23 protein-coding genes are annotated in these 21,730 nt (G+C 66.0%); 8 read left to right on the top strand and 15 right to left on the bottom strand.

Annotation, left to right across the window (positions count from 1 at the left end; genetic code table 11):
• Nucleotides 1-53: 53 nt before the first annotated feature.
• The 8 genes from AC1DIO_RS29670 to acnA form a co-directional block, all read right to left on the bottom strand.
• Nucleotides 54-1,034 carry a lipid A biosynthesis lauroyl acyltransferase gene (locus AC1DIO_RS29670; protein ID WP_441493313.1) on the bottom strand — a complete coding sequence of 327 codons (981 nt, stop codon included), beginning with the start codon at nucleotides 1,032-1,034 and terminating at the stop codon, nucleotides 54-56.
• A 103-nt stretch (nucleotides 1,035-1,137) separates the two neighbouring features.
• A complete protein-coding gene (locus AC1DIO_RS29665; protein WP_113513425.1) occupies nucleotides 1,138-2,160 on the bottom strand; it encodes a zinc-binding dehydrogenase in 1,023 nt (340 codons plus the stop codon).
• A 39-nt stretch (nucleotides 2,161-2,199) separates the two neighbouring features.
• Entirely contained in the window at nucleotides 2,200-2,946 is a 747-nt protein-coding gene (locus tag AC1DIO_RS29660) for an SDR family NAD(P)-dependent oxidoreductase (RefSeq protein ID WP_441508249.1), read from the bottom strand.
• Nucleotides 2,943-4,226, bottom strand: coding sequence for a beta-ketoacyl-ACP synthase (locus AC1DIO_RS29655; protein WP_476854484.1), 1,284 nt, complete (start codon nucleotides 4,224-4,226; stop codon nucleotides 2,943-2,945). Before AC1DIO_RS29655 ends, AC1DIO_RS29660 begins: the two co-directional genes overlap by 4 nt.
• A 10-nt stretch (nucleotides 4,227-4,236) precedes the next feature.
• Nucleotides 4,237-5,367 (bottom strand): beta-ketoacyl-ACP synthase, encoded by a 1,131-nt coding sequence (locus tag AC1DIO_RS29650; RefSeq protein ID WP_441493316.1) that lies wholly within the window; start codon nucleotides 5,365-5,367, stop codon nucleotides 4,237-4,239.
• A 1-nt stretch (nucleotide 5,368) separates the two neighbouring features.
• The gene (locus AC1DIO_RS29645) at nucleotides 5,369-5,830 is read right to left on the bottom strand and encodes a 3-hydroxyacyl-ACP dehydratase FabZ family protein (RefSeq protein ID WP_069878634.1); all 462 of its coding nucleotides are present in this window, start codon (nucleotides 5,828-5,830) and stop codon (nucleotides 5,369-5,371) included.
• A 146-nt stretch (nucleotides 5,831-5,976) separates the two neighbouring features.
• Nucleotides 5,977-6,258 (bottom strand): acyl carrier protein, encoded by a 282-nt coding sequence (locus AC1DIO_RS29640; protein ID WP_043242327.1) that lies wholly within the window; start codon nucleotides 6,256-6,258, stop codon nucleotides 5,977-5,979.
• Nucleotides 6,259-6,479: 221 nt separating this feature from the next.
• Nucleotides 6,480-9,179: an aconitate hydratase AcnA gene (gene acnA / locus AC1DIO_RS29635; RefSeq protein WP_441508250.1), complete on the bottom strand. Its 2,700-nt coding sequence runs from the start codon at nucleotides 9,177-9,179 to the stop codon at nucleotides 6,480-6,482.
• A gap of 195 nt (nucleotides 9,180-9,374) precedes the next feature.
• Here acnA and ccmA point away from each other — a divergent pair, with 195 nt between their 5' ends.
• From ccmA to AC1DIO_RS29610, 5 genes are all read left to right on the top strand, one after another.
• The gene (gene ccmA / locus AC1DIO_RS29630) at nucleotides 9,375-10,031 is read left to right on the top strand and encodes a heme ABC exporter ATP-binding protein CcmA (protein WP_441508251.1); all 657 of its coding nucleotides are present in this window, start codon (nucleotides 9,375-9,377) and stop codon (nucleotides 10,029-10,031) included.
• Nucleotides 10,028-10,696 (top strand): heme exporter protein CcmB, encoded by a 669-nt coding sequence (gene ccmB, locus AC1DIO_RS29625; RefSeq protein ID WP_441481041.1) that lies wholly within the window; start codon nucleotides 10,028-10,030, stop codon nucleotides 10,694-10,696. The genes ccmA and ccmB overlap by 4 nt, the downstream gene beginning before the upstream one ends.
• 89 nt (nucleotides 10,697-10,785) lie before the next feature.
• Nucleotides 10,786-11,544, top strand: a complete 759-nt coding sequence (locus AC1DIO_RS29620) for a heme ABC transporter permease (protein WP_441508252.1) — start codon at nucleotides 10,786-10,788, stop codon at nucleotides 11,542-11,544.
• Nucleotides 11,541-11,714, top strand: a complete 174-nt coding sequence (ccmD, locus tag AC1DIO_RS29615) for a heme exporter protein CcmD (RefSeq protein WP_441493321.1) — start codon at nucleotides 11,541-11,543, stop codon at nucleotides 11,712-11,714. The genes AC1DIO_RS29620 and ccmD overlap by 4 nt, the downstream gene beginning before the upstream one ends.
• Nucleotides 11,711-12,307, top strand: coding sequence for a DsbE family thiol:disulfide interchange protein (locus AC1DIO_RS29610; protein ID WP_113513409.1), 597 nt, complete (start codon nucleotides 11,711-11,713; stop codon nucleotides 12,305-12,307). The genes ccmD and AC1DIO_RS29610 overlap by 4 nt, the downstream gene beginning before the upstream one ends.
• Before the next feature lie 69 nt (nucleotides 12,308-12,376).
• On the opposite strand, the gene purQ is transcribed toward AC1DIO_RS29610, so the two are convergent.
• The 4 genes from purQ to purC all read right to left on the bottom strand — a co-directional run bounded on the left by purQ (nucleotide 12,377) and on the right by purC (nucleotide 14,800).
• Nucleotides 12,377-13,072 (bottom strand): phosphoribosylformylglycinamidine synthase subunit PurQ, encoded by a 696-nt coding sequence (gene purQ / locus AC1DIO_RS29605; protein WP_441508253.1) that lies wholly within the window; start codon nucleotides 13,070-13,072, stop codon nucleotides 12,377-12,379.
• A gap of 4 nt (nucleotides 13,073-13,076) precedes the next feature.
• Entirely contained in the window at nucleotides 13,077-13,319 is a 243-nt protein-coding gene (gene purS, locus AC1DIO_RS29600; protein ID WP_043242342.1) for a phosphoribosylformylglycinamidine synthase subunit PurS, read from the bottom strand.
• A gap of 84 nt (nucleotides 13,320-13,403) precedes the next feature.
• On the bottom strand, nucleotides 13,404-13,988 hold the full coding sequence (locus AC1DIO_RS29595; RefSeq protein WP_441508254.1) for a hypothetical protein: 585 nt from the start codon (nucleotides 13,986-13,988) through the stop codon (nucleotides 13,404-13,406).
• 14 nt (nucleotides 13,989-14,002) lie between these two features.
• Nucleotides 14,003-14,800 carry a phosphoribosylaminoimidazolesuccinocarboxamide synthase gene (purC, locus tag AC1DIO_RS29590; RefSeq protein ID WP_043242352.1) on the bottom strand — a complete coding sequence of 266 codons (798 nt, stop codon included), beginning with the start codon at nucleotides 14,798-14,800 and terminating at the stop codon, nucleotides 14,003-14,005.
• A 309-nt stretch (nucleotides 14,801-15,109) separates the two neighbouring features.
• Between purC and AC1DIO_RS29585 the strand changes: the two genes are divergently transcribed.
• The gene (locus AC1DIO_RS29585) at nucleotides 15,110-15,433 is read left to right on the top strand and encodes a DUF1476 domain-containing protein (protein WP_113513401.1); all 324 of its coding nucleotides are present in this window, start codon (nucleotides 15,110-15,112) and stop codon (nucleotides 15,431-15,433) included.
• A 162-nt stretch (nucleotides 15,434-15,595) separates the two neighbouring features.
• Entirely contained in the window at nucleotides 15,596-16,381 is a 786-nt protein-coding gene (locus tag AC1DIO_RS29580; protein WP_113513399.1) for an HpcH/HpaI aldolase family protein, read from the top strand.
• A gap of 70 nt (nucleotides 16,382-16,451) precedes the next feature.
• Here the strand turns inward: AC1DIO_RS29580 and AC1DIO_RS29575 are convergent, their stop codons facing one another.
• Nucleotides 16,452-17,093 (bottom strand): DNA-3-methyladenine glycosylase family protein, encoded by a 642-nt coding sequence (locus tag AC1DIO_RS29575; RefSeq protein ID WP_441508255.1) that lies wholly within the window; start codon nucleotides 17,091-17,093, stop codon nucleotides 16,452-16,454.
• Between the two features lie 119 nt (nucleotides 17,094-17,212).
• On the opposite strand from AC1DIO_RS29575, the gene gluQRS reads away from it, so the two are divergent.
• Nucleotides 17,213-18,109 (top strand): tRNA glutamyl-Q(34) synthetase GluQRS, encoded by an 897-nt coding sequence (gene gluQRS, locus AC1DIO_RS29570; protein WP_441508256.1) that lies wholly within the window; start codon nucleotides 17,213-17,215, stop codon nucleotides 18,107-18,109.
• 89 nt (nucleotides 18,110-18,198) lie between these two features.
• Here gluQRS and AC1DIO_RS29565 read toward each other — a convergent pair whose 3' ends face one another.
• Together AC1DIO_RS29565 and AC1DIO_RS29560 are read right to left on the bottom strand one after the other, a co-directional pair.
• Complete coding sequence (locus tag AC1DIO_RS29565; RefSeq protein ID WP_476854483.1) at nucleotides 18,199-19,116, bottom strand: AEC family transporter; 918 nt, start codon at nucleotides 19,114-19,116, stop codon at nucleotides 18,199-18,201.
• Between the two features lie 134 nt (nucleotides 19,117-19,250).
• Entirely contained in the window at nucleotides 19,251-21,275 is a 2,025-nt protein-coding gene (locus AC1DIO_RS29560; protein ID WP_441508257.1) for a M23 family metallopeptidase, read from the bottom strand.
• Nucleotides 21,276-21,730: the final 455 nt, after the last annotated feature.

The following is a 21,730-nucleotide window of genomic DNA, read 5'->3' as shown; positions in this document are numbered from 1 at the left end:
TTCAAGCTGACTGCGAGACGTTACCAAAGCGCTCAATAAGCCTCACTTGGAAATCACGTTGCCTTGAATTTGGGCTGTGGCCAGGTCGTATCCCCGTAATTCGCCAGCGCAGCCGCCTTGATCATGTTCGGGCGCCAGCGCCGATGCATCCAGAGCCATTGCTCAGGGTGCTCGCGCACCCAGCCTTCCACCACCGCGGTCATCATCGCCATGGCGCCCGTGACGTCGATCTCGCCGGCTTCGTCGCGGGGCAGGTCGAGCGGCGGTGTCAGTTCCAGCCGGAAGCGCTGCCCCGGCAGCCGGATGACCCGCACGCCATGGACCGGGCAGTCGAAGCGGCGTGCGAACTTGCCGAGGATCGGGTTGGTCAGGGCCGGGCGGCCCAGGAAGGGGATCACCACGCCCCGGGTGAAATGCTGGTCGATCAGCATGCCGAGATGGCCATCCTTCTCAAGCACGCCCTGCATCGCGAAGGCAGCGCCCTGCTTCGCCGCGGCAAGCCCGCCCATGGCGCCGGAGCGAATCTCGTGCACCACGTTGGCGATTGCCGGGTCATTCGGCGCGCGGAAGACCGCGGTTGTGTCGAGCTTGTAGGCCGCGGCGCAGATCGCCGGGAGCTCCCAGTTGGCGAGATGCGCCGAGAAGATCAGTCCTGGCTTCTCGTCATCCTTCAGCGCGACGAAATGCTCGATGCCGGAGACCTCGACCCGCGAGGGAGCATCCCGGTTGTCGTCGTCATAGTCGAAGAGGGTCTTGAGATGCGCGTACTCGGCAGCGGTGCGGCCGAGATTCTCCCAGGCTCCGCGCGCGATCGTCCGGACTTCGGCCTCGTTCTTCTCCGGGAAGGCGGCACGGATATTGGCCAGTGCGACGCGATTGACCGGGATCAGCGGGCTGACGCTGCGCAGCAGCCAGCCTCCGAGATCACTGGCGCGTTCCGGCCCGAGCAGGCGCAGGAAACCGAACAGAGCCCGGATCAGGCCGATCATGACGGCCGCAACGAGCCGGCCCGCGAAGTGCTTCAAACGTCTCAATGCCGCGAGGGCCTCTTTCCGAAGAGCCGGAAAGGCCCGGCGCCAGCCGCGCGACTTGCGTCAGGAATACGCGCCGGTCAAGTCTGGCGCGCGAATTCCGGGCTCAGAAGGCGACAATGACCTTGCCGAAGACCTTGCGGCCCTCAAGTCGGGCGAGCCCCTTCTCGAAATCCTCGAGTGGGAAGACCGAGTCGATCACCGGCTTCATGCCGCCCGCCATCTTCTCCAGCGACTGCGCGATGTTCTCGATGCGGCAGCCGAAGGAGCCGAAGATGCGGTATTGCTGCTGGAAGAGCTGCATCAGGTTCATCGTGGTCGAGGGGCCCGACGTTGCGCCGCAGGTGACGAGCCTGCCGCCGCGCTTCAGGCAAAGCAGCGAGCCATTCCAGGTATCGGCACCGACATGCTCGAAGACGACATCGACGCCCTTGCGCTTGGTGAGCTGGCGCACTTCGCCCTCGAAGCGCTCGGTCTTGTAGTTGACCACGAAATCGGCGCCCAGCGCCTTGGCCTTGGCGCCCTTCTCGTCGTCGCCGACGGTGGTGTAGACGGTGCAGCCGATCGCCTTGGCCATCAGGATCGCGGCGGTGCCGATGCCGGAGCCGCCGGCGTGAACGAGAATGGATTCACCCGGCTCCAGCTTGGCATTGTCGAAGAGCATGTGCTGCACCGTGCCGAAGCCGATCGGCGCGCAGGCGGCCTCCTCGAAGGAGACGCCCTTCGGAGCCTTGATCACGAGGCGCTCGGGCCGGTTGATCAGCTCGCGGGCGAAGCCGTCGATATGGAAGCCCATGATGCCGGCGACATTCTCGCAGAGATTGTCGCGACCCTCGCGGCAGGCCTTGCAGTGGCCGCAGGTCTCGGCGCCGTACATGGTGACGGTGTCGCCCTCCCGGAAACGGCTGACACCTTCGCCGACAGCCACAACCTCGCCTGCGGCCTCGACACCGGCCGCCTGAGGCATCTTGCGCTTGGCGAAGGCCATGCCGCGGAAACCCCAGACATCGAGATAGTTCAGGCCGACGGCGCGCACGCGAATCTGCACCTCGCCGGCGGCGGGTGGCGGCGGCGGGTCGATTTCGGTCAGGCGCAGGTCACGGTCGCCGAAGAGCTGGAGGGAACGCATGTCGAGCCTTTCAAATACGCATCTACCGGCTGAGCGCGCTCAGCGATGCACGCCGAGCTGTGCCGTCAGGCCACCATCAATCGGCAGGACGGTGCCGGTGATATAGCCGGCCGGGGGGCTCATCAGGAAGGTGGCGAGCCCGGCGATCTCCTCGGGCTTCGCGAAGCGGCCGGCGGGGATCTGGCTTTCCATCTTTTCCCGATAGGCGGCGTAGGGGGCCATCATGTCGGTATCGATGAAGCCCGGCGCGATCACGTTGACGGTGACGCCGCGCTTGCCGGTTTCGACGGCCAGGGTGTTGGCATAGGAAATCAGCGCGCCCTTAGAGGCGGCATAGGCGGCGTTGCCCGGATTGCCGCGCAGCGCGGCCACGGATCCGATCGCGACGATGCGTCCGCTGCGGGCGCGGAGCATGCCGCGCATCAGGCTCTTGGCAAGACGCGTGAAGGCCCAGAAATTGACCTGCATGATCGCTTCGGCCTTGTCCTGCACCATCATCGCTGCGAGCGTGTCGTAGGGTTGTCCGGCGTTGTGGATGAAGCCGAAATAGCTGTCGCCCTCGACCGCCTCGCAGAATGTGTCCAGGGCTGGCTTGTCGGCGAGATCGAGCGGCAGCGCGCGAACGGCCTGGCCGGGATGTGCCGCGCCGATCTCGGCTGCCAGCGCCAGCGCCTGATCGGCCGATGACCGATAGGTGAAATCGACATCATGCCCTGCGGCTGCGAGCGCGCGCACGATCTCGGCGCCAACGCCCTTGGCGCCGCCGGTGACGAGAATGCGGGTCATGCCGCCTCCGGGGGGGCGGTCAGCACGAGACAGGTGTTCTGCCCGCCGAAACCGAAGGAATTGGAGATGACGGTCCTGACCTTGGCGTCGCGCGCCGTATTCGGCACGACATCGAGGGCAATGGCAGCGTCGGGCAGGTTGTAATTGATCGTCGGCGGGATGCGGCCGTTGGCGATGGTCAGAAGCGAGATCACTGCTTCGACGGCTCCGGCGGCTGTGAGCGTATGGCCGATCATCGACTTGTTCGAGGAGATCGGCAGGCGCGCCATGCGCTCGCCGAAGACGGCGGAGCAGCTCATCGCCTCCATCTTGTCATTCTCGGGCGTCGAGGTGCCGTGCGCGTTGATGTAGTCGACATCGTCCGGCGTCAGCCCGGCATCGGCCAATGCATCCTGCATGGCGAGGATCGCCGGCTTGCCGTCCGGGCTCGAACGCGTGCGGTGGAAGCCGTCGCCGCGCTCGCCGCAACCGGCGACGATGCCGAGGATGGTCGCGCCACGCGCCAGGGCGTGGTCGTAATCCTCGAGAACCAGCGCCCCGGCCCCTTCGCCCATGACGAAACCGTCGCGGTTCTTGGAAAAGGGCTTGGACGCGCCTTCCGGCGGATCGTTCTGCGTCGACAATGCCGAGAGCAGGGAGAAGCGGATCAGCGCCTCGGCATGGACCGAGCCGTCAGTGCCGACGCACAGCGCCGCGCTCGTCTCGCCGCGCCGGATCGCCTCCACGCCCATCTGGATGGCGGTTGCGCCCGACGAGCAGGCGGTCGAGAGCGAGATCGGCGAACCCCGGGTCCCAAACCGATCGGCGATGTGATCGGCGACGCCTCCGAACAGGAAGAGCTCATGCATCKGCTTGTGTTTGTGCGCGGCGGCGGCGCGCAGCAATCCGTCATAATCGACGTCGCCGTCGATGGCTTGGGCCAGTTCCTGCTTCTGCGGCCATTCCATCTCGACCGGAGGAACGGCCATGAAGAGTTCGCCGGGAAAATCACCGTCCGAGCCGAGCCCGCTCTGGCTCACGGCCTCCTCTGCGGCAAGCGTCGCGAGCTTCTCGGAAAGCTGAGGCGCCGTGAAAGGCGCATCGAAGAGGAAATCGACCGTGCCGGCGATGGTCGTGCGCAGCCCGTCGATCGGAAAGCGCTCGATGCGATGGATGCCCGAGCGCCCGGCGGTCAGCGCCTCCCAGTTGGTCTGCTTGCCCTGGCCGAGCGAGGTGACGACACCCAGTCCGGTGACGGCGACGACGGGGCGGCCCTTGGAGTCGCGATGCTGTGCGCTCATGGCGATATCCTCACGCTTTCACGAGGCGCGCCGCGCCTTCTCCGCGCCAATGGCCGGCGCCGGTGACGATCGCTTCGCTTGCCTGGCCATTGGCAAGGGCGATGGCGGCAAGGGCAACCGAAATGGGGAATGCAGCCTCGAGGCTGTGGCCAACGAGATCGCCTGTGGCAATGCGTTTGGCGGCGGGCAGGTTGGCGATGGCCGATGCCTCTTCGCCGGTGACGCCGGCTGCGCCGGTCGCCGCCGAGATGACGAGGGCTGAAGACGACACTGCGCCGAAGCCGGCAACCAGCTTGCGCAATGTGGCCTCGACCGCGCCCTGCTCGCTGCGGCGCGCGCGGGCGGCCGCGACATGGCTGAGGCCGGCCAGAACCTTGGCGCCACGCGCCTTGGCGCGCTCGGCTGATTCGAGGACGAGGAACGCTGCGGCGCTGCCGGTGATCAGTCCCGGCGCATCCTGCCGTTCGAAGACGGGTGCGAAATCACCCTTGCGCAAATAGCCACCGGCTTCGAGCAGCAGCAGCATGTCGCGACGCTCGGCATTGTAGGCGCCGCCGACCAGCATCACGTCTGCCTGGCTGGAGGCGACGCGGGCATGGGCGGTGCGGATCGCGTCGACGCCGGCCTGCTCTTCGCCCATGAAGGTACGCGAAGCGCCGGTGACGCCGTGGACGATCGCGATATTGCCGGCGAGAAGATTGGAGAGCTGCGCCAGGAAGAGCGTCGGGCGCAGGTCGCCCATCAGCCGCTCGTTCAGGAAGGCGCCAGGCTGGTTCGCGCCGCGCAAGCCGGTCAGAATCGCGGAATCGACGGCATGATCGCGTTCGCCACCACCGGCGGCGACGATGACCTGGAGCTCGCTCTTGGCGTCGACGTCGTCCTTCAGGCCGGCAGCGTCGAGAGCAAGACCGGCGGCATAGACGCCAAGCCGCTGCCATGGCTCCATCTGGCGCTGATCGGATTTCTTCGGAATCTGCCGATCGAGTTCGAGCGGCTTCAGCCGGTGCACGGGATAGGGCGCGAAACTCTCGGTATCGACGACCGGTTCAACGGAGGAGGCCAGAGCCGCTGCATGCGTCTCGATGCCTTCGCCCAGGCTGGAGGCCAGGCCGATGCCGGTAATGACGACGTCACGCATCATGTCAGTTCCGTTCCGGGACGAGGCCGATCGCCGCGATCCGTTGCTCCATCAACGTCCGCATGTCGGCCGGGAACGGCATCAGGCGGAAACGCAGCTCGGCATCGCAGATCGGCTTGCCGTCGATCGCGATTCTTGCCTTGGTGGCGGCGTAGCCCGAGCCTTCGTGAACGAGCTCGGCACTGACATCCAGCACCGCATCAGGTTCGACGAAGGTGCGGAAGCGCGCCTTGTCGACCATCATCAGGAACGGCATCTGCTGCAACTGGTTGAGAGCGAGCAGAAGATAGCCGGAAGCCTGGGCCATGGTTTCGGTGAGGAGCACGCCGGGAACAAGCGGGTGGCCGGGGAAATGCCCCTCGAAAACGGGGCTCGCGCTCGGCACGGTCGAACGTGTGGCGATGCGCTTCTGCGACGGATCGAAGGTCACGACCGTGTCGATCATGTCGAAATATTCGAGGCGCATGCGGGTCCTGACCGGGTGGCGAGCAACAGATGCGCCGAGCGGGCGAGGGAACGCCCGGCTCGGCTGCATCATGCTCTATCGGGAGAGGGTGTCCGTCTCAAGGCCGCCTCGCGAATTCATCGAAGCGGCGGCCCTGCGAGCGAAATTCAGGCCTTCTTGGCGGCGACGAGGTCGTCGATACGCTGGCACAGGTTCTCAAGCACGAAATACTGCTCGGCCGGCGCTTTGCCTTCGTTGACCTCCTGGGTCCACTGCTCGAGCGGCAACTTGATGCCGAAAGCCTTGTCGATCGCGAAGGCGATGTCGAGGAAAGCCAGCGAGTCGATGCCGAGGTCTTCGATGGCGTGGCTCTGGGGCGTGATCTTCTCGCGAGGAATATCGCAGGTCTCCGAAATGATACCGGCGACCGTCTCGAACGTGGCGGACATGCGGGTGCTCCCGTCGTCTTGGATTGTGGCGGCGGACATCCGGGCGCGCTGGCGCGCGCCTGCCCCAAGCCCCCCGCCAAGGATGGCTGTGACGCCCCATTACACCTACGCCTGCGCGAGGACAACTGGAGGCGCCGCAAGGCGAAACAGGGCCGGCCAGAGGCCGGCCCTGTATGTCGATGTCCCCGGCCCGGTCAGACGGAGCCAGGGCAGGGCGCGGACTACGCCGCGATGCCGCGCAGCACGTAGTGCAGGATGCCGGCGTTCTTGAAGTAATCGAGCTCGTCCAGCGTATCGATGCGGCAGAGAATCGGGACATTCTTGACCGTGCCGTCGGCGAAGGTGATCTCCGCCTCCAGCATCTGGCGCGGCTTGACCGTGGCCAGCCCCTTGATGGTGACGCTCTCGTCACCCTTCAGGCCCAGCGAAGCCCAGCTCGTGCCTTCCGCAAGCGTGAAGGGGACAACACCCATGCCGACGAGATTCGAGCGATGGATGCGCTCGAAGCTCTGCGCGATCACGGCCTTGACGCCGAGCAGGTTGGTGCCCTTCGCCGCCCAGTCACGCGAGGAGCCGTTGCCGTATTCGACGCCGGCGAAGATGACCAGCGGCACCTTCTCCTCCTGGTAGCGCATGGCGGCGTCGTAGATCGGCAGCTCTTCCTTGCTGGGATAGTGGATGGTGTAGCCACCCTCGCGCCCGTTCGGCCCCATCATGTGGTTGCGGATGCGGATATTGGCGAAGGTGCCGCGCATCATCACCTCATGATTGCCGCGCCGCGTGCCGTACTGGTTGAAGTCGGCGACGGCGACGCCGTGCTCGGTCAGGTACTTGCCCGCCGGCGAGGCGGCCTTGATCGAACCGGCCGGCGAGATGTGGTCGGTCGTGATCTTGTCGCCGAACAGGCCGAGGATGCGCGCGCCGACGATCTCGGTGACCGGCGAAGGCTTCCTGCCCATGCCCTGGAAATAGGGCGGGTTCTGCACATAGGTCGAGGCATCGTCCCAGGCGTAGGTCTGGCTCTCCGGGGTCTTCACGTCCTGCCAGTGCTGGTCGCCCTTGAACACGTCGGCATATTTCGCCTCGAAGATGGCGCGCGTGACGTTCTGGGCGATGAAGCTCTGGATCTCCTTGTTGGAGGGCCAGATGTCCTTCAGGAAGACGGGCTGGCCGTCCTTGCCCGTGCCGAGCGGCTCGGTCGTCAGGTCCTTCTGGACGCTGCCGGCCAGCGCATAGGCGACGACCAGCGGCGGCGAGGCGAGGTAGTTCGCCTGCACGTCCGGCGAGACGCGTCCTTCGAAATTGCGGTTGCCGGAGATCACGGCGCCCGCGATCAGGCCCTGATCATTGATCGCCTTCGAGATCGGGCCCGGCAGCGGACCGGAATTGCCGATGCAGGTGGTGCAGCCGAAGCCGACCAGGTTGAAGCCGAGCGTGTCGAGGTCGGTCTGGAGGCCGGACTTGGCGAGATACTCCGCCACGACCTGCGAGCCGGGGGCAAGCGAGGTCTTGACCCAGGGCTTCACCGTCAGGCCCTTGGCGACCGCGTTGCGGGCGAGCAGGCCCGCGGCCATCAGCACCGAGGGGTTCGAGGTGTTGGTGCAGGAGGTGATGGCGGCAATGACGACGTCGCCATGGCCGAGATCATGGGCGCGGCCTTCGACGGGAACCCGGCGGGCGATCTCGGCGCCCTTCTTGTATTCGGTGTCCATCGCTGCGGCGAAGCCCTTGGCGACGGCGCCGAGGTCGACGCGGCCCTCGGGGCGCTTCGGGCCGGCCATCGAAGGCTGGACCGTGGCCAGGTCGAGTTCCAGCGTGTCGGTGAAGACCGGGTCCGGCGTCTCGATGGTGGCGAACAGGCCCTGTGCCTTGCTGTAGGCCTCGACCAGCGCGATCCGGTCCGACTTGCGGCCGGTGGTGGTGAGATAGTCGATCGTCTCGGCGTCGACCGGGAAGAAGCCGCAGGTTGCGCCGTATTCCGGGCCCATATTGGCGATGGTGGCGCGGTCGGCGAGCGTCAGGTTGTAGAGGCCGGGGCCGAAGAACTCGACGAACTTGCCGACGACGCCCTTCTTGCGCAGCATCTGGGTGACGGTCAGCACGAGGTCGGTCGCAGTGATGCCTTCGCGCAGCGAGCCGGTGAGCTTGAAGCCGATGACCTCGGGCAGAAGCATGGACTGCGGCTGGCCGAGCATGGCAGCCTCGGCCTCGATGCCGCCGACGCCCCAGCCGAGCACGGCCAGGCCGTTGACCATGGTGGTGTGCGAATCAGTACCGACGACGGTGTCGGGATAGGCGACCTCGACCTCCTTGCCGTCGATCGTCTCGGTCCTGGTCCAGACGGTCTGGGCGAGGTATTCGAGATTGACCTGATGGCAGATGCCGGTGCCGGGCGGGACGACGCGGAAATTGTCGAAGGCGCCCTGGCCCCATTTCAGGAAGCGGTAGCGCTCGCCGTTGCGCTCATATTCAAGCTCGACATTCTGCGAGAGAGCCTTGGGCGTGCCGAACTCGTCGACGATGACCGAATGGTCGATGACGAGGTCGACGGGGACGAGCGGGTTGATCTTGGCCGGATCGCCGCCGAGCGCGACGACGCCATCGCGCATCGCGGCCAGGTCGACCACTGCCGGAACGCCGGTGAAATCCTGCATCAGCACGCGTGCGGGCCTAAAGCCGATCTCCTTGCCGGCCTTGCCCTTGTCGGACAGCCAGGCAACGAAGCCCTCGATGTCGGTCTTGGTGACCGAGCGGCCATCCTCGAAGCGCAGCAGGTTCTCGAGCAGAACTTTCATCGAGAAGGGAAGCTTCGAAATGCCGGGAAGGCCGTTCGCCTCGGCGTCGGGCAGGGAGTAATAGACGTAGCTCTTGCCGCCGACGTCGAGCGTCTTGCGGGACTTGAAGGAATCCTGGTTAGCCATGCGGGCATAATCCTGATCAAGGGGTTGCGGTCGCGATTCGGTCGCCCTTGCGGGCAGGCGAGATCGAAGGCCTAATGCGCATGACGCGCGCGCCGCCCCGGGAGTGCCCGAGCCCCGCGCCGGATCGGCGTGCGGCGTAGCCGAGCGTTCTATAGATCAATTCCAAGAAGCCCGCTACATGAACGAAACGCGTGCGTGGCAGCTTCTGACGCACGGGAAGATGCCCTGGCCTTGACGCAGTTTTCCTACGCCCCACTCACGCTGAGCGCCGAAGACCTGGCTTGCCGCCGAGGCGGGCGACTGGTTTTCGAAAAGCTTGAGTTCACGCTCGGGAGCGGGGAGGCGATTGCGCTCACCGGCCGCAACGGCGCCGGCAAGTCGAGCCTGATCGCCATGATCTGCGGGCGGTTGCGGCCCGCCGCCGGAGTTTTGCGAGTAACCGGCATCGGCGATGCGCCCCTGATGGAGCAGATCCATCTCGTCGGTCATCGCGACGGATTGAAAACGGCGCTGACGGCGCGCGAGAATCTCGATTTCGTCCAGGCCCTGCTCGGCGAGCCCGGGCTCGCCGCCGATGAGGCGCTTGCCGCTATTGGCTTGCCGCATGTCGCGGCTCTGCCGGTCGGCTATCTCTCGGCCGGGCAGCGCCGGCGCGTCGCGCTGGCACGGCTCCTGGTTTCACGACGGCCGCTCTGGCTGCTCGACGAACCGGCCTCGGCGCTCGATACGGCCTCCCAACACATGCTGATCGGGCTGATGCAGGCTCATCTCGATGCGGGCGGCGCGATCCTGGCGGCGACGCACGGCCCGCTTGGCCTGGAAACGGCGCGCGAGATGAGGATCGGGCCGTGAGCGGAGCTTTCCTGGCGATCCTGAAACGCGACCTCGCCCTGGCGGCTCGTGCCGGCGGAGGCGGGGAGCTCGCGCTGGTGTTCTTCCTGACACTGGTCGTGCTGGTGCCTTTCGCACTCGGGCCCGATCTCAATCTGCTCTCGCGGATCGGCCCGGCCATTCTCTGGCTCGGAGCGTTGCTTGCGACCCTGATCGGGCTCGACCGGCTCTTCCAGGGCGATGAGGAGGACGGTTCTCTCGACCTGATCCGCGCCTCGGCCCTGCCCCTGGAACTCGCCGTACTGGCCAAGGGGCTCGCCCATTGGCTGACGACCGGCCTGCCGCTGGCGCTGGCTGCCCCGCTGCTTGGCCTGCTGGTCGCGCTTCCCGCCGAGGCGATGCTGCCGGTCGCCGGGACGCTGCTGGTCGGGACGCCGGCGCTTAGTTTCATCGGCGCCACGGGAGCCGCGCTGACGGCCGGCCTCAAGCGGGGCGGCCTGATCCTGCCGATCCTCGTCGCGCCGCTGACGGTACCCGTGCTGATCTTCGGCGTCTCGGCTTCGAACAGCGCGCTTGGCGGCACGGTGCCCTTCCTGACGCCGTTTCTGATTCTGTGCGCCTTGTCGCTCGCGACGCTCGTGATCGGCACCATCGCCGCTGCTGCGGCGCTCCGGCAGGCGGACTAGGCTGCGACGCCATGGCCATCGGCTGCGATTGTGAAGCGTGAAGCCGGTTGCTACATCCTCACTCGTCAAATGAAGAGCAAAAGGGCCGCATGGCTAGCCTGATCGAACTGGCGAATCCGACGCGTTTCATGCGCCTGTCGAGCCGGCTGCTGCCCTGGCTTGGGGGCGCGGCCGCGTTGCTGCTTGCCGTCGGCTTCTATCTCGCTTTTTTCGTCGCGCCGGCGGATTACCAGCAGGGCGAAACCATCCGCATCATGTTCGTGCATGTGCCGGCTGCCTGGCTCGCGCTGATGTTCTACTCGATGATGGCGGTCTCGGCACTGGGCACCCTGGTCTGGCGCCATCCGCTTGCGGATGTGGCGCAGAAGGCGGCGGCTCCGATCGGAGCCTGCTTCGCGCTGATCTGCCTGATCACGGGGGCTCTCTGGGGCAAGCCGATGTGGGGGACCTATTGGGTCTGGGATGCGCGGCTCACCTCGGTGCTCGTGCTCTTCCTGATCTATCTCGGCATCATGGCGCTGTGGCGCACGCTCGACGATCCCTCGCGCGCCGGGCGGGCAGTGGCGATCCTGACACTGGTCGGCTTCGTCAATGTGCCGATCATCAAGTTCTCCGTCGATTGGTGGAATACGCTGCACCAGCCGGCATCGGTCTTTCGCGCCGGCGGGCCGACCATTCATCCCGCCATGCTCTGGCCGCTCCTGATCCTGGCAGTCGGCTTCACGCTGCTGGCGTTGGCGCTGCATCTCGTCGCCATGCGGGCCGAGATCATGCGCCGCCGGGTCCGGACGCTGACGATCTTCGAGGCCGAGAGGCTGGACCGGCTGGCGGCGGAGGTCGCGGTATGAGCGCGTTTGGGCCGCATGCCGGCTACATCCTGACCGCCTATGCGTCTGTCGTGATGATCCTCGGCGGGCTGATTCTGATGACCTGGCGCGATCACCGCGCGCAAAGGCAGGCTCTCGACGCGCTGGAACAGCGCGGCGCCGGCCGCCGTTCCGGGAAGGCATTGTCGTGAGCGAGGTCGAGAGCGCGCCAGGCCGGCGCTCGCCGCTGGTTTTCCTGATTCCCCTGATCCTGTTTGCCGGGCTGTCCCTGGTCTTCCTGGTCGGGCTGTTCAGCGGGGATGCCAGCAAGGTTCCATCGGCGCTGATCGGCAAGCCGGCTCCGACGATCGCGCTGACCGCGCTCGAAGGGTTGCAGCGCGACGGGCAGCCAGTCCCGGCCTTCACCATGGCCGACCTGGCCAAGGGGCGGGCCACCATCGTCAATGTCTTCGCGAGCTGGTGCGCGCCCTGCCGCGTCGAGCACCCGCATCTTGTCGCGATGGCTGAGGCGCCCGTGGTCAAGCAGGGCAAGGTCGCCGTGGTCGGGCTGAATTACAAGGACGAGGCCGAGAATGCCCGCCGCTTCCTGGGAGCGCTCGGCAATCCCTATTCTGCCGTGGGCGTCGATCGCGCCGGCCGTGGCGCAATCGAATGGGGCGTCTATGGCGTGCCGGAAACCTTCTTGATCGGCCCGGACGGGCGGATCGTCGACAAGCATGTCGGCGCGCTCGATGTGAACAGCGCGCAGAAGCTGCTGGCGAAGGCGGCTGCGCTGGCGAAGTGAGCCGGGCCGCCCGGCCCGGTCGTGTCCGTCATGCCGGGCCAAACCCAAGCATGACGGGGAGCGAGCCGGTCAGGCTGCCTTCTTGCCGTTGATCAGGCTCTCGAACATGCCGCGCCCATCGGTGCCGCCCGTGAGCGAATCGATCAGGTTTTCCGGATGCGGCATCAATCCGAGCACATTGAAGCCGGGCGAGTAGATGCCGGCAATGCCGTTCAGCGAACCATTGGGGTTGGCTTCGGCGGTGACCTGACCGTCGGCGTCGGCGTAGCGGAAGGCCACCAGGCCCTCGCCTTCGAGGCGCGCCAAGGTCTCGGGATCAACGATATAGTTGCCTTCGCCATGGGCGATGCAGACATCGATGACCTGGCCCTTGGTGTAGGCGCGGGTGAAGGCGGTATCAGCGCGTTCGACGGTGAGATGCTGGCGCTTGCAGACGAATTTCAGATTGGCGTTGCGGGCAAGGACACCCGGGAGCAACCCCGCTTCGCAGGCGATCTGAAAGCCGTTGCAGATGCCGAGCACATAGCCGCCGCGCGCCGCATGGGCTCGCGTCGCATCCATGATATGGGCCCGGCCGGCGATGGCGCCGCAGCGCAGATAGTCGCCATAGGAGAAGCCGCCCGGCAGCACGACGAGATCCGTGCCGGCCGGAAGCTCCGTGTCCGCATGCCAGACATGGGTGACGGTGGCACCGGCCTGCCGCAGGGCAGTGGCGACATCACCCTCGCGATTGGATCCGGGGAAAGTGACGACGGCGGCTTTCATCGTCTCACGCTCCGATTTCGACGCGGTAATTCTCGATGACGGTGTTGGCGAGCAGCTTCTCGCAGGCATCCTTGAGCGCGCTCTCGGCGGCGGCCTTGTCGCCGGCGGTGAACTCGATGTCGAAGACCTTGCCCTGACGCACCGAGCCGACACCGTCGATGCCGAGCGATTTCAGAGCGCCTTCGATCGCCTTGCCCTGCGGATCGAGCACGCCGTTCTTGAGGGTGACGGTGACGCGGGCTTTCATTGTGCTCTCCGGGCAGGGCTTCTGCGGGGTGCCTTAGCGGCGAATCGGTTCGGGCTCAACCACATGTCAGGGCTTCACGGCGAATCAGCGGCTGCGCCAGGCGGCGCGTGCATAGTTTTGCGCGGCCTCGGCATCGTTGCTGACCGCGATCGCCATGACGAGCTTGCCGGCTTCCCTGCCATAGAGGATCGCGGTTGCCGCAAGCAGTCCGGTCTCGCCCTTGCCGCGAATTTCGACGAGCAATCCGGACGGACCGCCGCCATCGAAGCGGGAAACGCTGGTGGTGCTCTTGACCGTGGCCGCTGTGGGCCTGGGCTTCGCGCCCTTTGCAGCATCGACCGGCTTCGAGAATTCACGCGCCAGACGGGCTGGGTCGGTGGCGAGGCCTCGTTCGAACTCGTCGGCCTTGCGGCCTTCAACGGCGATCAAGGCTGCGACAGCGGGGCGCAGGCAGGGCGCGCCGGCGCAATAGACGATGGTACGGGGCTCGAGGCCGTCATTGACGACCCAGGAGCCGATCGGCAGCGGCTGCCAGCCCCGATCGGCCGCCAGCTCGGCAAGGCCGGGTCCGAAATGGTTGCTGCAGGCGGTGAGCAGGCTCAGGCCGCCGAGCAGCGCAGCCAAAAGCAAACGGGAGCGCAGGCGCTCCCGTTTCCAATTCGCTGTCACGGCTCCGCCAGTGCTCACTGCACCAGGCGAGGTCCGGCGGCAGGGCCGGCCTTTTCGTTCTCGCCCATGATGCCGAGGCGGCGGGCCACTTCGGTATAGGCCTCGATCAGCCCACCCATGTCGCGACGGAAGCGGTCCTTGTCCATCTTGTCCTTGGACTTGATGTCCCAGAGCCGGCAGGAATCCGGGCTGATCTCGTCGGCGACGACGATGCGCATCATCTCGCCTTCCCAGAGCCGGCCGCATTCCATCTTGAAGTCGACGAGGCGGATGCCGGCGCCGAGGAACAAGCCGGAGAGGAAATCATTGACGCGGATGGCAAGCGCCATGATGTCGTCGATTTCCTGGGGCGTCGCCCAGCCGAAGGCGGTGATGTGCTCTTCCGAGACCATCGGATCGTTCAGCGCGTCGTTCTTGTAATAGAACTCGATGATCGAGCGCGGCAGCTGCGTGCCCTCTTCGAGACCGAGCTTAGTCGAGAGCGAGCCGGCGGCGACGTTGCGCACCACCACCTCGAGCGGAATGATCTCGACCTCGCGGATCAGCTGCTCGCGCATGTTCAGCCGACGGATGAAATGCGTCGGCACGCCGATATCGTTGAGATTGGAGAAGATGTGCTCGGAGATCCTGTTGTTCAGGACGCCCTTGCCGTCGATCACCTCATGTTTTTTGGCGTTGAAGGCGGTGGCGTCGTCCTTGAAGTGCTGGATCAGCGTACCGGGCTCCGGTCCCTCATAGAGGACCTTCGCCTTGCCTTCGTAAATGCGACGGCGGCGATTCATCGGGATGTACCGTGGCTTGAGGAAATCCAAAATCGGCCTTTCTCTGGTCGCGGTTGCCCGCGGCGGGATCGTGGCCCCTGTTCCGCCGGTCCTTCGCAAGCCTCGCCTTAGATCTGCGCTCGGACGCGATCGGCCTGGATTGCGGATTGGTCCGGTTCAAAGCGAGCATAGCCCAATCGGCCACCCTCGCGACCGCTATATGGCGCTTCTGCACTGCAAACGCAACAAACCGGGCGAAGGGCCCGATCGCCAGATTGCAATCCGCGCTGGCCCTGGGCGCTGCGGCACCCTATATCGCTTGGAGAAGCCACCCGGAGCCCGCAAGAGGACTTAACCCGCATGACGACATTCGATCAGCGCAAGGATGCCTTCGAGAACAGGTTCGCCCTCGACGAGGAGCTGCGCTTCAAGGCGACGGCCCGGCGTAACAAGCTTCTCGGCCTCTGGGCAGCCGAGAAGCTCGGCAAGAGCGGCGCTGAAGCGGACGCTTACGCTAAGTCCGTAGTCTTGGCCGATTTCGAGGAGGCCGGCGACGATGACGTGCTGCGCAAGGTGAGGTCCGATTTCGCAACTGCGAGCGTCGCGGTTGCGGACGAGGAGATTCGCCGCGTGATGACCGAGCTCCTGATCAGGGCCGCAGAGGAAGTCCAGGCCGGGCGCTAGTGGCGAATCCCTGTTTCACGTGAATCGGCACGGCCGGTTCACCAAACGCAGGACGTGGTTGAAACGGGCGCATGAGCGCCCGTTTGTTTTTGTGCGAGTTTGCTGCCCACTGTCCTCGTCCCGCCGTGTCTCAAGAGCGGGCTCAACCGGATGAAAACGCCGATGTCTTCCGCCAAGCCAACCGTCCTGTCCTCGCTCGCCGATCGTCTCGCCAAGGGCGATACGCTCCTGTCTGCCTGGTGCGGGCTTCCCGATCCGAGCATTGCCGGAGTGCTCGCGCAGGAAGGTTTTGACGCCGTCACGCTCGACATGCAGCACGGGCCGATCACGCTTGGCGAGGTCATCCGGGCGATCCCGCTGATCAATGCGGCCGGAAAGCCTGCTTTGGCGCGGATCGCGGTTGGCGAATTCCAGAACGTGTCGAAGCTGTTCGATGCCGGCGTCTCGGGCGTGATCGCGCCGATGATCAACACCATGGAGGATGCGCGCCGTCTGGCGGCCTATGCCAAGTATCCGCCGCTCGGAGAACGCAGCTGGGGCAGCTATGGCGGCCTGGGCGCTTCGGGGCTCGATGCCAATAGCTATCTCAAGGCCGCCAATCGTTTCTCGATGACCTTCGCGATGATCGAGACGCGCGAGGCCATGGCGATTCTCGACGATATTCTGGCGCTTGAAGGCATCGACGCGTTGTTCGTTGGCCCATCCGATCTTTCGATCGCATTGTCCGGCGGAGCGTCGGTCAACGCCTCGGCGAAGGAGGTCGACGAGGCCCTGCGTCACATCGTGGCCCGTGCGTCTGCCGTGAACAAGCCGGTCGCATTCTATGCCGCCACCGCCGAGAGGGCGAAGGAGGGTGTCGAGATGGGAGCCAGGCTTGTCACCGTGATGAGCGATTCGGGCTTCCTGCGCGCGGCCGCTCAGGCCGCGCTCAAAGTGGTTCGCGGCTAAGGTCCGATCCAACCTTCTGTATTCGCATCGGCTTTCCCGAAAGCCGCACTCCACTTCGCGGACCGATGCTTTAGGCGTTGATCCCCTCGCGGCGCTTCAGCGCGGCGTAGTAGGCCCAGAGCAGTCTGGCTGCCACGCCGCGCCAGGGGCGCCAGGCCTCGGCCATCTCCTGCAGCTCGCCCGGTTTCGGGCGGGCATCGAGGCCGAAGGCGACGCGTGCAGCCTCCTGGATGGCGAGATCGCCGGCTGCGAAGCCGTCGCGGTGTCCGAGGCAGAACAACAGATAGATATCCGCGGTCCAGGGTCCGATGCCGGAGACGGCGGTCATGTGCTCGTGGATATATTCCGGCGTACCGCCCTCCAGAGACCCCAGGTCGAGCGTTCCGTCGACCATTGCCGCGGCAACGGCGCGCAGGGTGCGCTGCTTCGGCCGCGAGAGACCGGACAGCCGCATATCCTCATCGCTTGCAGCGAGCACGCGCTCCGGCGTGAGCGGCGTCAGGACCGACTCGACCCGGGTCCAGACGGCGCGCGCGCTCGCCACCGAAAGCTGCTGCGCCACGATGATCGTTGCCAGCCCCTTGAAGCCGCCCTCGCGGCGACGCAGCGGCGGCAGGCCGGTCCGGTCGATGATGGCGCTCCAGCTCGGGTGAAGCGGGCGGAGCGCGGCCATGCCCTCTTCGAGGTCGGCGTCACAGGTGATTCTGGTCATCGTCGCTTCTTGAACCGGGATGGTGGCAGTGCGCGCGCGTCAGGAGAGTTGGCTGTGTCCGAAGACTTAGGCATTCCTGAAGACTTGGCCCAGTCATGGCCAGACCATAGAGAGGGCCCATGGCAACGTCCTCACGCGATTGCGACAGACCGGTGTTTCGTTTCGCGCCCAGCCCGAACGGCCGGCTACATCTCGGCCACGCTTTCTCGGCGCTGATGAACGAGCGCCTGGCCAAGCGATTGGGCGGCAGGCTGCTGCTGCGCATCGAGGATATCGACGTCGCGCGCTGTCGGCCGGAATTCGAGCAAGGCATCCATGACGATCTCGCCTGGCTCGGCATCCGCTTCGACGCCGCCATCCGCCGGCAGTCCGAACATTTCGACGATTATCGCGCCGCGCTCGGCCGGCTGCAGGCGAAGGCGCTGATCTATCCCTGCTTCTGCTCGCGCGGGCAGATCATGCGTGCAGTGGAGGTCAAGGAAGCAGAGGCGGGCCGGCCCTGGCCGCGCGATCCCGACGGATCGCCGCTCTATCCCGGGACTTGCTGCGCGCTGCTTCCCGATGACGCGGGCAAGCGCGCGGCGAGCGGCGAGGCCCATGTGTTGCGGCTGGCGATGGGGCGGGCGGCGGCAGGGATCGGCGGGGAGGTCGGGTATCCGCTCTTCGATGAGGATGGGCGAGTGACGCGTGTAGCGGCTGCTCCCGCGCGCTGGGGGGATGTGGTTCTGGCACGCAAGGACGTGCCGACCAGCTACCACCTTGCCGTAGTCGCGGATGACGCGCTTCAGGGCGTCACGCACGTCGTGCGCGGACGGGATCTCGAAGCGGCGACCGATATCCATCTCGTGCTGCAACACCTGCTCGACCTGCCGGTGCCGCGTTACCACTTCCATCGGTTGTTGCAGGACGAGACCGGCCAGAAGCTCGCCAAGAGCCGGATGTCGGAAGGCCTCGCGGAGCTGAGGGCACAGGGTGTTACGGCCGCAGACATCCGCGCGCGGCTCGGTTTTGCCTAGATCGGGCCGGATCCCATATCCGGTCCGCGGGCTATGTTTGGATCGGCCCGAAAGCGGCAACCCATTTTTTGGGCCGATGCATCGGCGGTTCAGCCGACGCCGAGCCAGGTCAGCCAGGCCGCGGTGGTAAAGAGCGAGAGCATGGTCGAGAGCGCGATCGCGCTCGAGGCATCGGCGACACCCTGCCGATAGCGCTCGGCGAAGAGATAGGCGTTGATCCCGCAGGGGCAGGCGGCGAAGAGCACTGCGACGCCTGACCAGTGCGCCGGCATCTCGAAGACGCGGGTCGCCAGCAGATAGACGATCAGCGGGTTAAGGCCGAGCTTGAGGGCGCTCAATACGGCCGGCAGACCGAGACCCGATTCCAGCCCGTAGCGCCGCATGGCGATGCCGAGGCTGATCAAGGCGCAAGGGACCGCGGCACCGGCGAGCAGGTCGACCAATGTCCAGACCGGGGCTGGGATGAAGCCGATCACCGGCCGCACCGCCGAGCCGAGCAGGATGCCGATGATGATGGGATGGGTGAAGAGCCTGCGGGCCATCATCTTCAGCGACGCCGAGCGGCCCTCGGCGAGCAGGGTTGCCGCCGTCATCGTCACAGGCAGGTGGATCGCCAGCAGCAGGCCGAGCGGCACCGCGCCGGCATCGCCATAGGCCTTCAGGATCATCGGCACGCCGACGAAGACCGTGTTGGACTGGGCCGCGGCGAAGCCCGAGACCACCAACTCCGGTCCCTTACGGCTGAAGACGCGGTGCGCAATCAGCATGGCCAGGGCCCAGACGATGGTGAGGCCGGTGAAATAGGAGATCCAGTAGCCCCAGGGTTGGCTCGCCGGGATGTCGGCCTTGGCCAGCGTCCGGAACAGCAGGCAGGGCACGGCCAGAACGAAGACGAAGTCGGAAAGACCTTCGCCGGTCGTCTCGCGGACCAGCTTCGTCCAGCGGGCGACATAGCCGAGGCCGATCAGGCCGAAGACGGGCAGGACGACAAGCAGGGAGGAGAGCATCGGCGCGACAGATTCGATGAGCGGGAGCGGGAAGGCGCCCCTCGCGATCGGTCTTGCAGCAGGCAAAGTCAAGGAAGCGGTGGCGCAAATAGCGGCATAGCCGTGCCGCGTTTTCGGTCAGTCCCGCGAGGGCACTAGCGCGCCTGGGCCAGCACGCCGCCCGAGCGCACGATCAAGCCCTGGATCTCGTCGCGCTGGCGCTTGAACTCGGCCAGCGTCTTGCCTTCGAGCTCGCGTCCTCGCGGAACGCGGATCTTCATCGGATTCACGAAGTTGCCGTTGACCATGACCTCGTAGTGCAGATGCGGTCCGGTGGAGAGGCCGGTATTGCCGAGATAGCCGATGACCTGGCCCTGGCGCACTTTCACACCGGCAGCGATGCCCTTGGCAAAACCCGACTGGTGCGAATAGGTCGTGACATACCCGTTCGCGTGCTGGAGTTCGATCCGCCGACCGTAGCCGGAGGCCCAGTCGGCCTTGATCACCGTGCCGTTGCCGGCGGCCAGGATCGGCGTGCCGATGCGGTTGGCCCAATCGACGCCGGTATGCATCTTCGAATAGCGCATGACCGGGTGGTAGCGCATGCCGAAGCCGGAGCGCATCTCGGCATCGGTGATCGGCTTGCGCAGCAGGAACTTCTTCAGCGAGCGACCTTCCTCGTCAAAATAGTCGATCAGGCCGTCTTCAGGGGACTGATAGCGAAAGACCCGGCGGGTATCGCCGTTGATGGTGAGCGTTGCCGACAGGATTTCACCGCGCTCGCCTTCCTCGTCCTCGGTGAAGATCACCTCGAGATTGTCGCCGCCGCGCACGCGCTGCTGGAAGTCCAGGTCGTAGGAGAAAATCCGAACCAGCTCGTCGATCATCGGGCGCGGCAGGTCGTGGCGCAATCCGGTCTCGTAGAGGCTCTCATAGAGCCTGGCGCCGCCGGTATCCTCCTCGTCCTCTTCGTCTTCCGTGGTTGCCCTGCGGGGCGTGCCGACGATCTCCTGCTTCGGCAGCGAGACCGGAACGAAAGCGCCCTGGTCGTTGACCGCAATCGTCGCCTCGGGCTGGCCGTTGGTGAGCAGCGAGACGCGAACGATCTGGCGCGGATCGCCTGGCCGCGGACCGGGTGCAAACAGCGCTTGCAGGACTTGGCCATCCGGCAAGGCGGCAACGCGCACCTTGCCGCTGAAGGCCTGGATCATCGCCCTGATCTGCTCGGCCGGAGCTCCGGCATTGCGCATGACCTGTTCGAAATTCTCGCCGCGCCGGGTGATCAGCAGCTTGTCCTCGACAAGCGGCTCGCGGGATGCGGGGATGGGCGTCTTCAGTGCGTTGGTGACATTTTCAGGGACGACGCGCACCTCGATGCCGGAGAAGCGCGTGTCCGTGGCCGGAGAATAGGCAAGAAGATCGTTCGTGGCGCTGGGCGCCGCACCGCCGCCCAGCGTGCGGCTGAGCATCAGCTGTGGTGGGATCGGCAAGGGGCGTTGCCGGCCCGCCACGGCCTGGTTGGCGCGCTCTTCCTCGACCTGCTTGATCACGTCGGGGTCGCCGAGGCGTGGGCGCGCGGGCGGAATCGCGATCGTGGTGAGGTCGCGCTTGACGATGGTGACATCGGCATCCGGCATGTCGCCGGCCGGTTCGGCATAGCGCTCGGCGGGCTGGCCACCTTCCGCAAACAGGCGCAGCGGATTGAAGGGCGGGATGCTCGTCGCGTAGACGCCGGTAGTCAGCGACAGGTTGGAGGCAAGCCGTACGAAGGGGCGCACGCGGATGACCTCACGGTCACCGACGCGTTGGGACATGGGCGCGCGAGCGCTGTGTCGGGCCGCCATGACAGGCTGGTCCGCCACCAGCTTGTCCGCCTTGCGCGCCCCGCCACCCAGGCCGGCAGAGGACGGGCCGCGCGCGGTCACCATTTCGGGCTGCTCGGGGAAACTCGTATCCCCGCGGGTCGAGACCAGGATCGCCCCACCGAGCAGGGCTGCGCCGCAGGAGCCGACCAGCGCGCAGGCGGCCAACCAGCGCAGCGAGACGCCACGCCGGTCCAACGCCTGATGCGGAGCACCATCCGGCCGGATCGGCGGCTCGATACCGAGATCGACCAGAAGCGCGGCGGCTTCCGGCGATAGCGGTTCTGCTGGCGTGCTGAGCTCGGGATGGGCGTTCATCGCTGGTCGTCAGAGAATCCTGATCCTGGTCCGGTGCCCGGGCGGGCCGGAATTCCGAAGAAGCCGCATCTGCTGCACGCGTACGCGCCTGGTTCCGACCATGCCCGGGTCGCAGCCCGGAATCAATCCGCGGTCGGAGCCGCTGCGGGGCTTTGGCCGTCGATTACGGCTCTTTGCGGGCGCCACGCACGTAGGGCGCGCGCCGCGCTCGTACGCGCGCGACGGATAAAGTCGGGATCGGCGAGCCGGGACAAAAAGTCATCGAACTGTCGGAAAAGTTTTGTTTTGGCGTTGACAGGTCGAGATGGTGGGGCCTATAACGCAGCCATCGAGACGGCGCCGCCGCTGGCGGGGCCGCTCTACTGCGCTTCATGAGAGCTTCGGGCCTTGTAGCCGAGAGATCGGTTGGCCTGCTTGTCTTTGTTAGACGCCCCGCTGTTTGAAAACTGAAGACA

Source organism: Allobosea sp. 05T439 (assembly GCF_056396005.1).
Note: the sequence above shows the minus strand (reverse complement) of the source record. Positions and strands in the feature narration are given on the sequence as shown.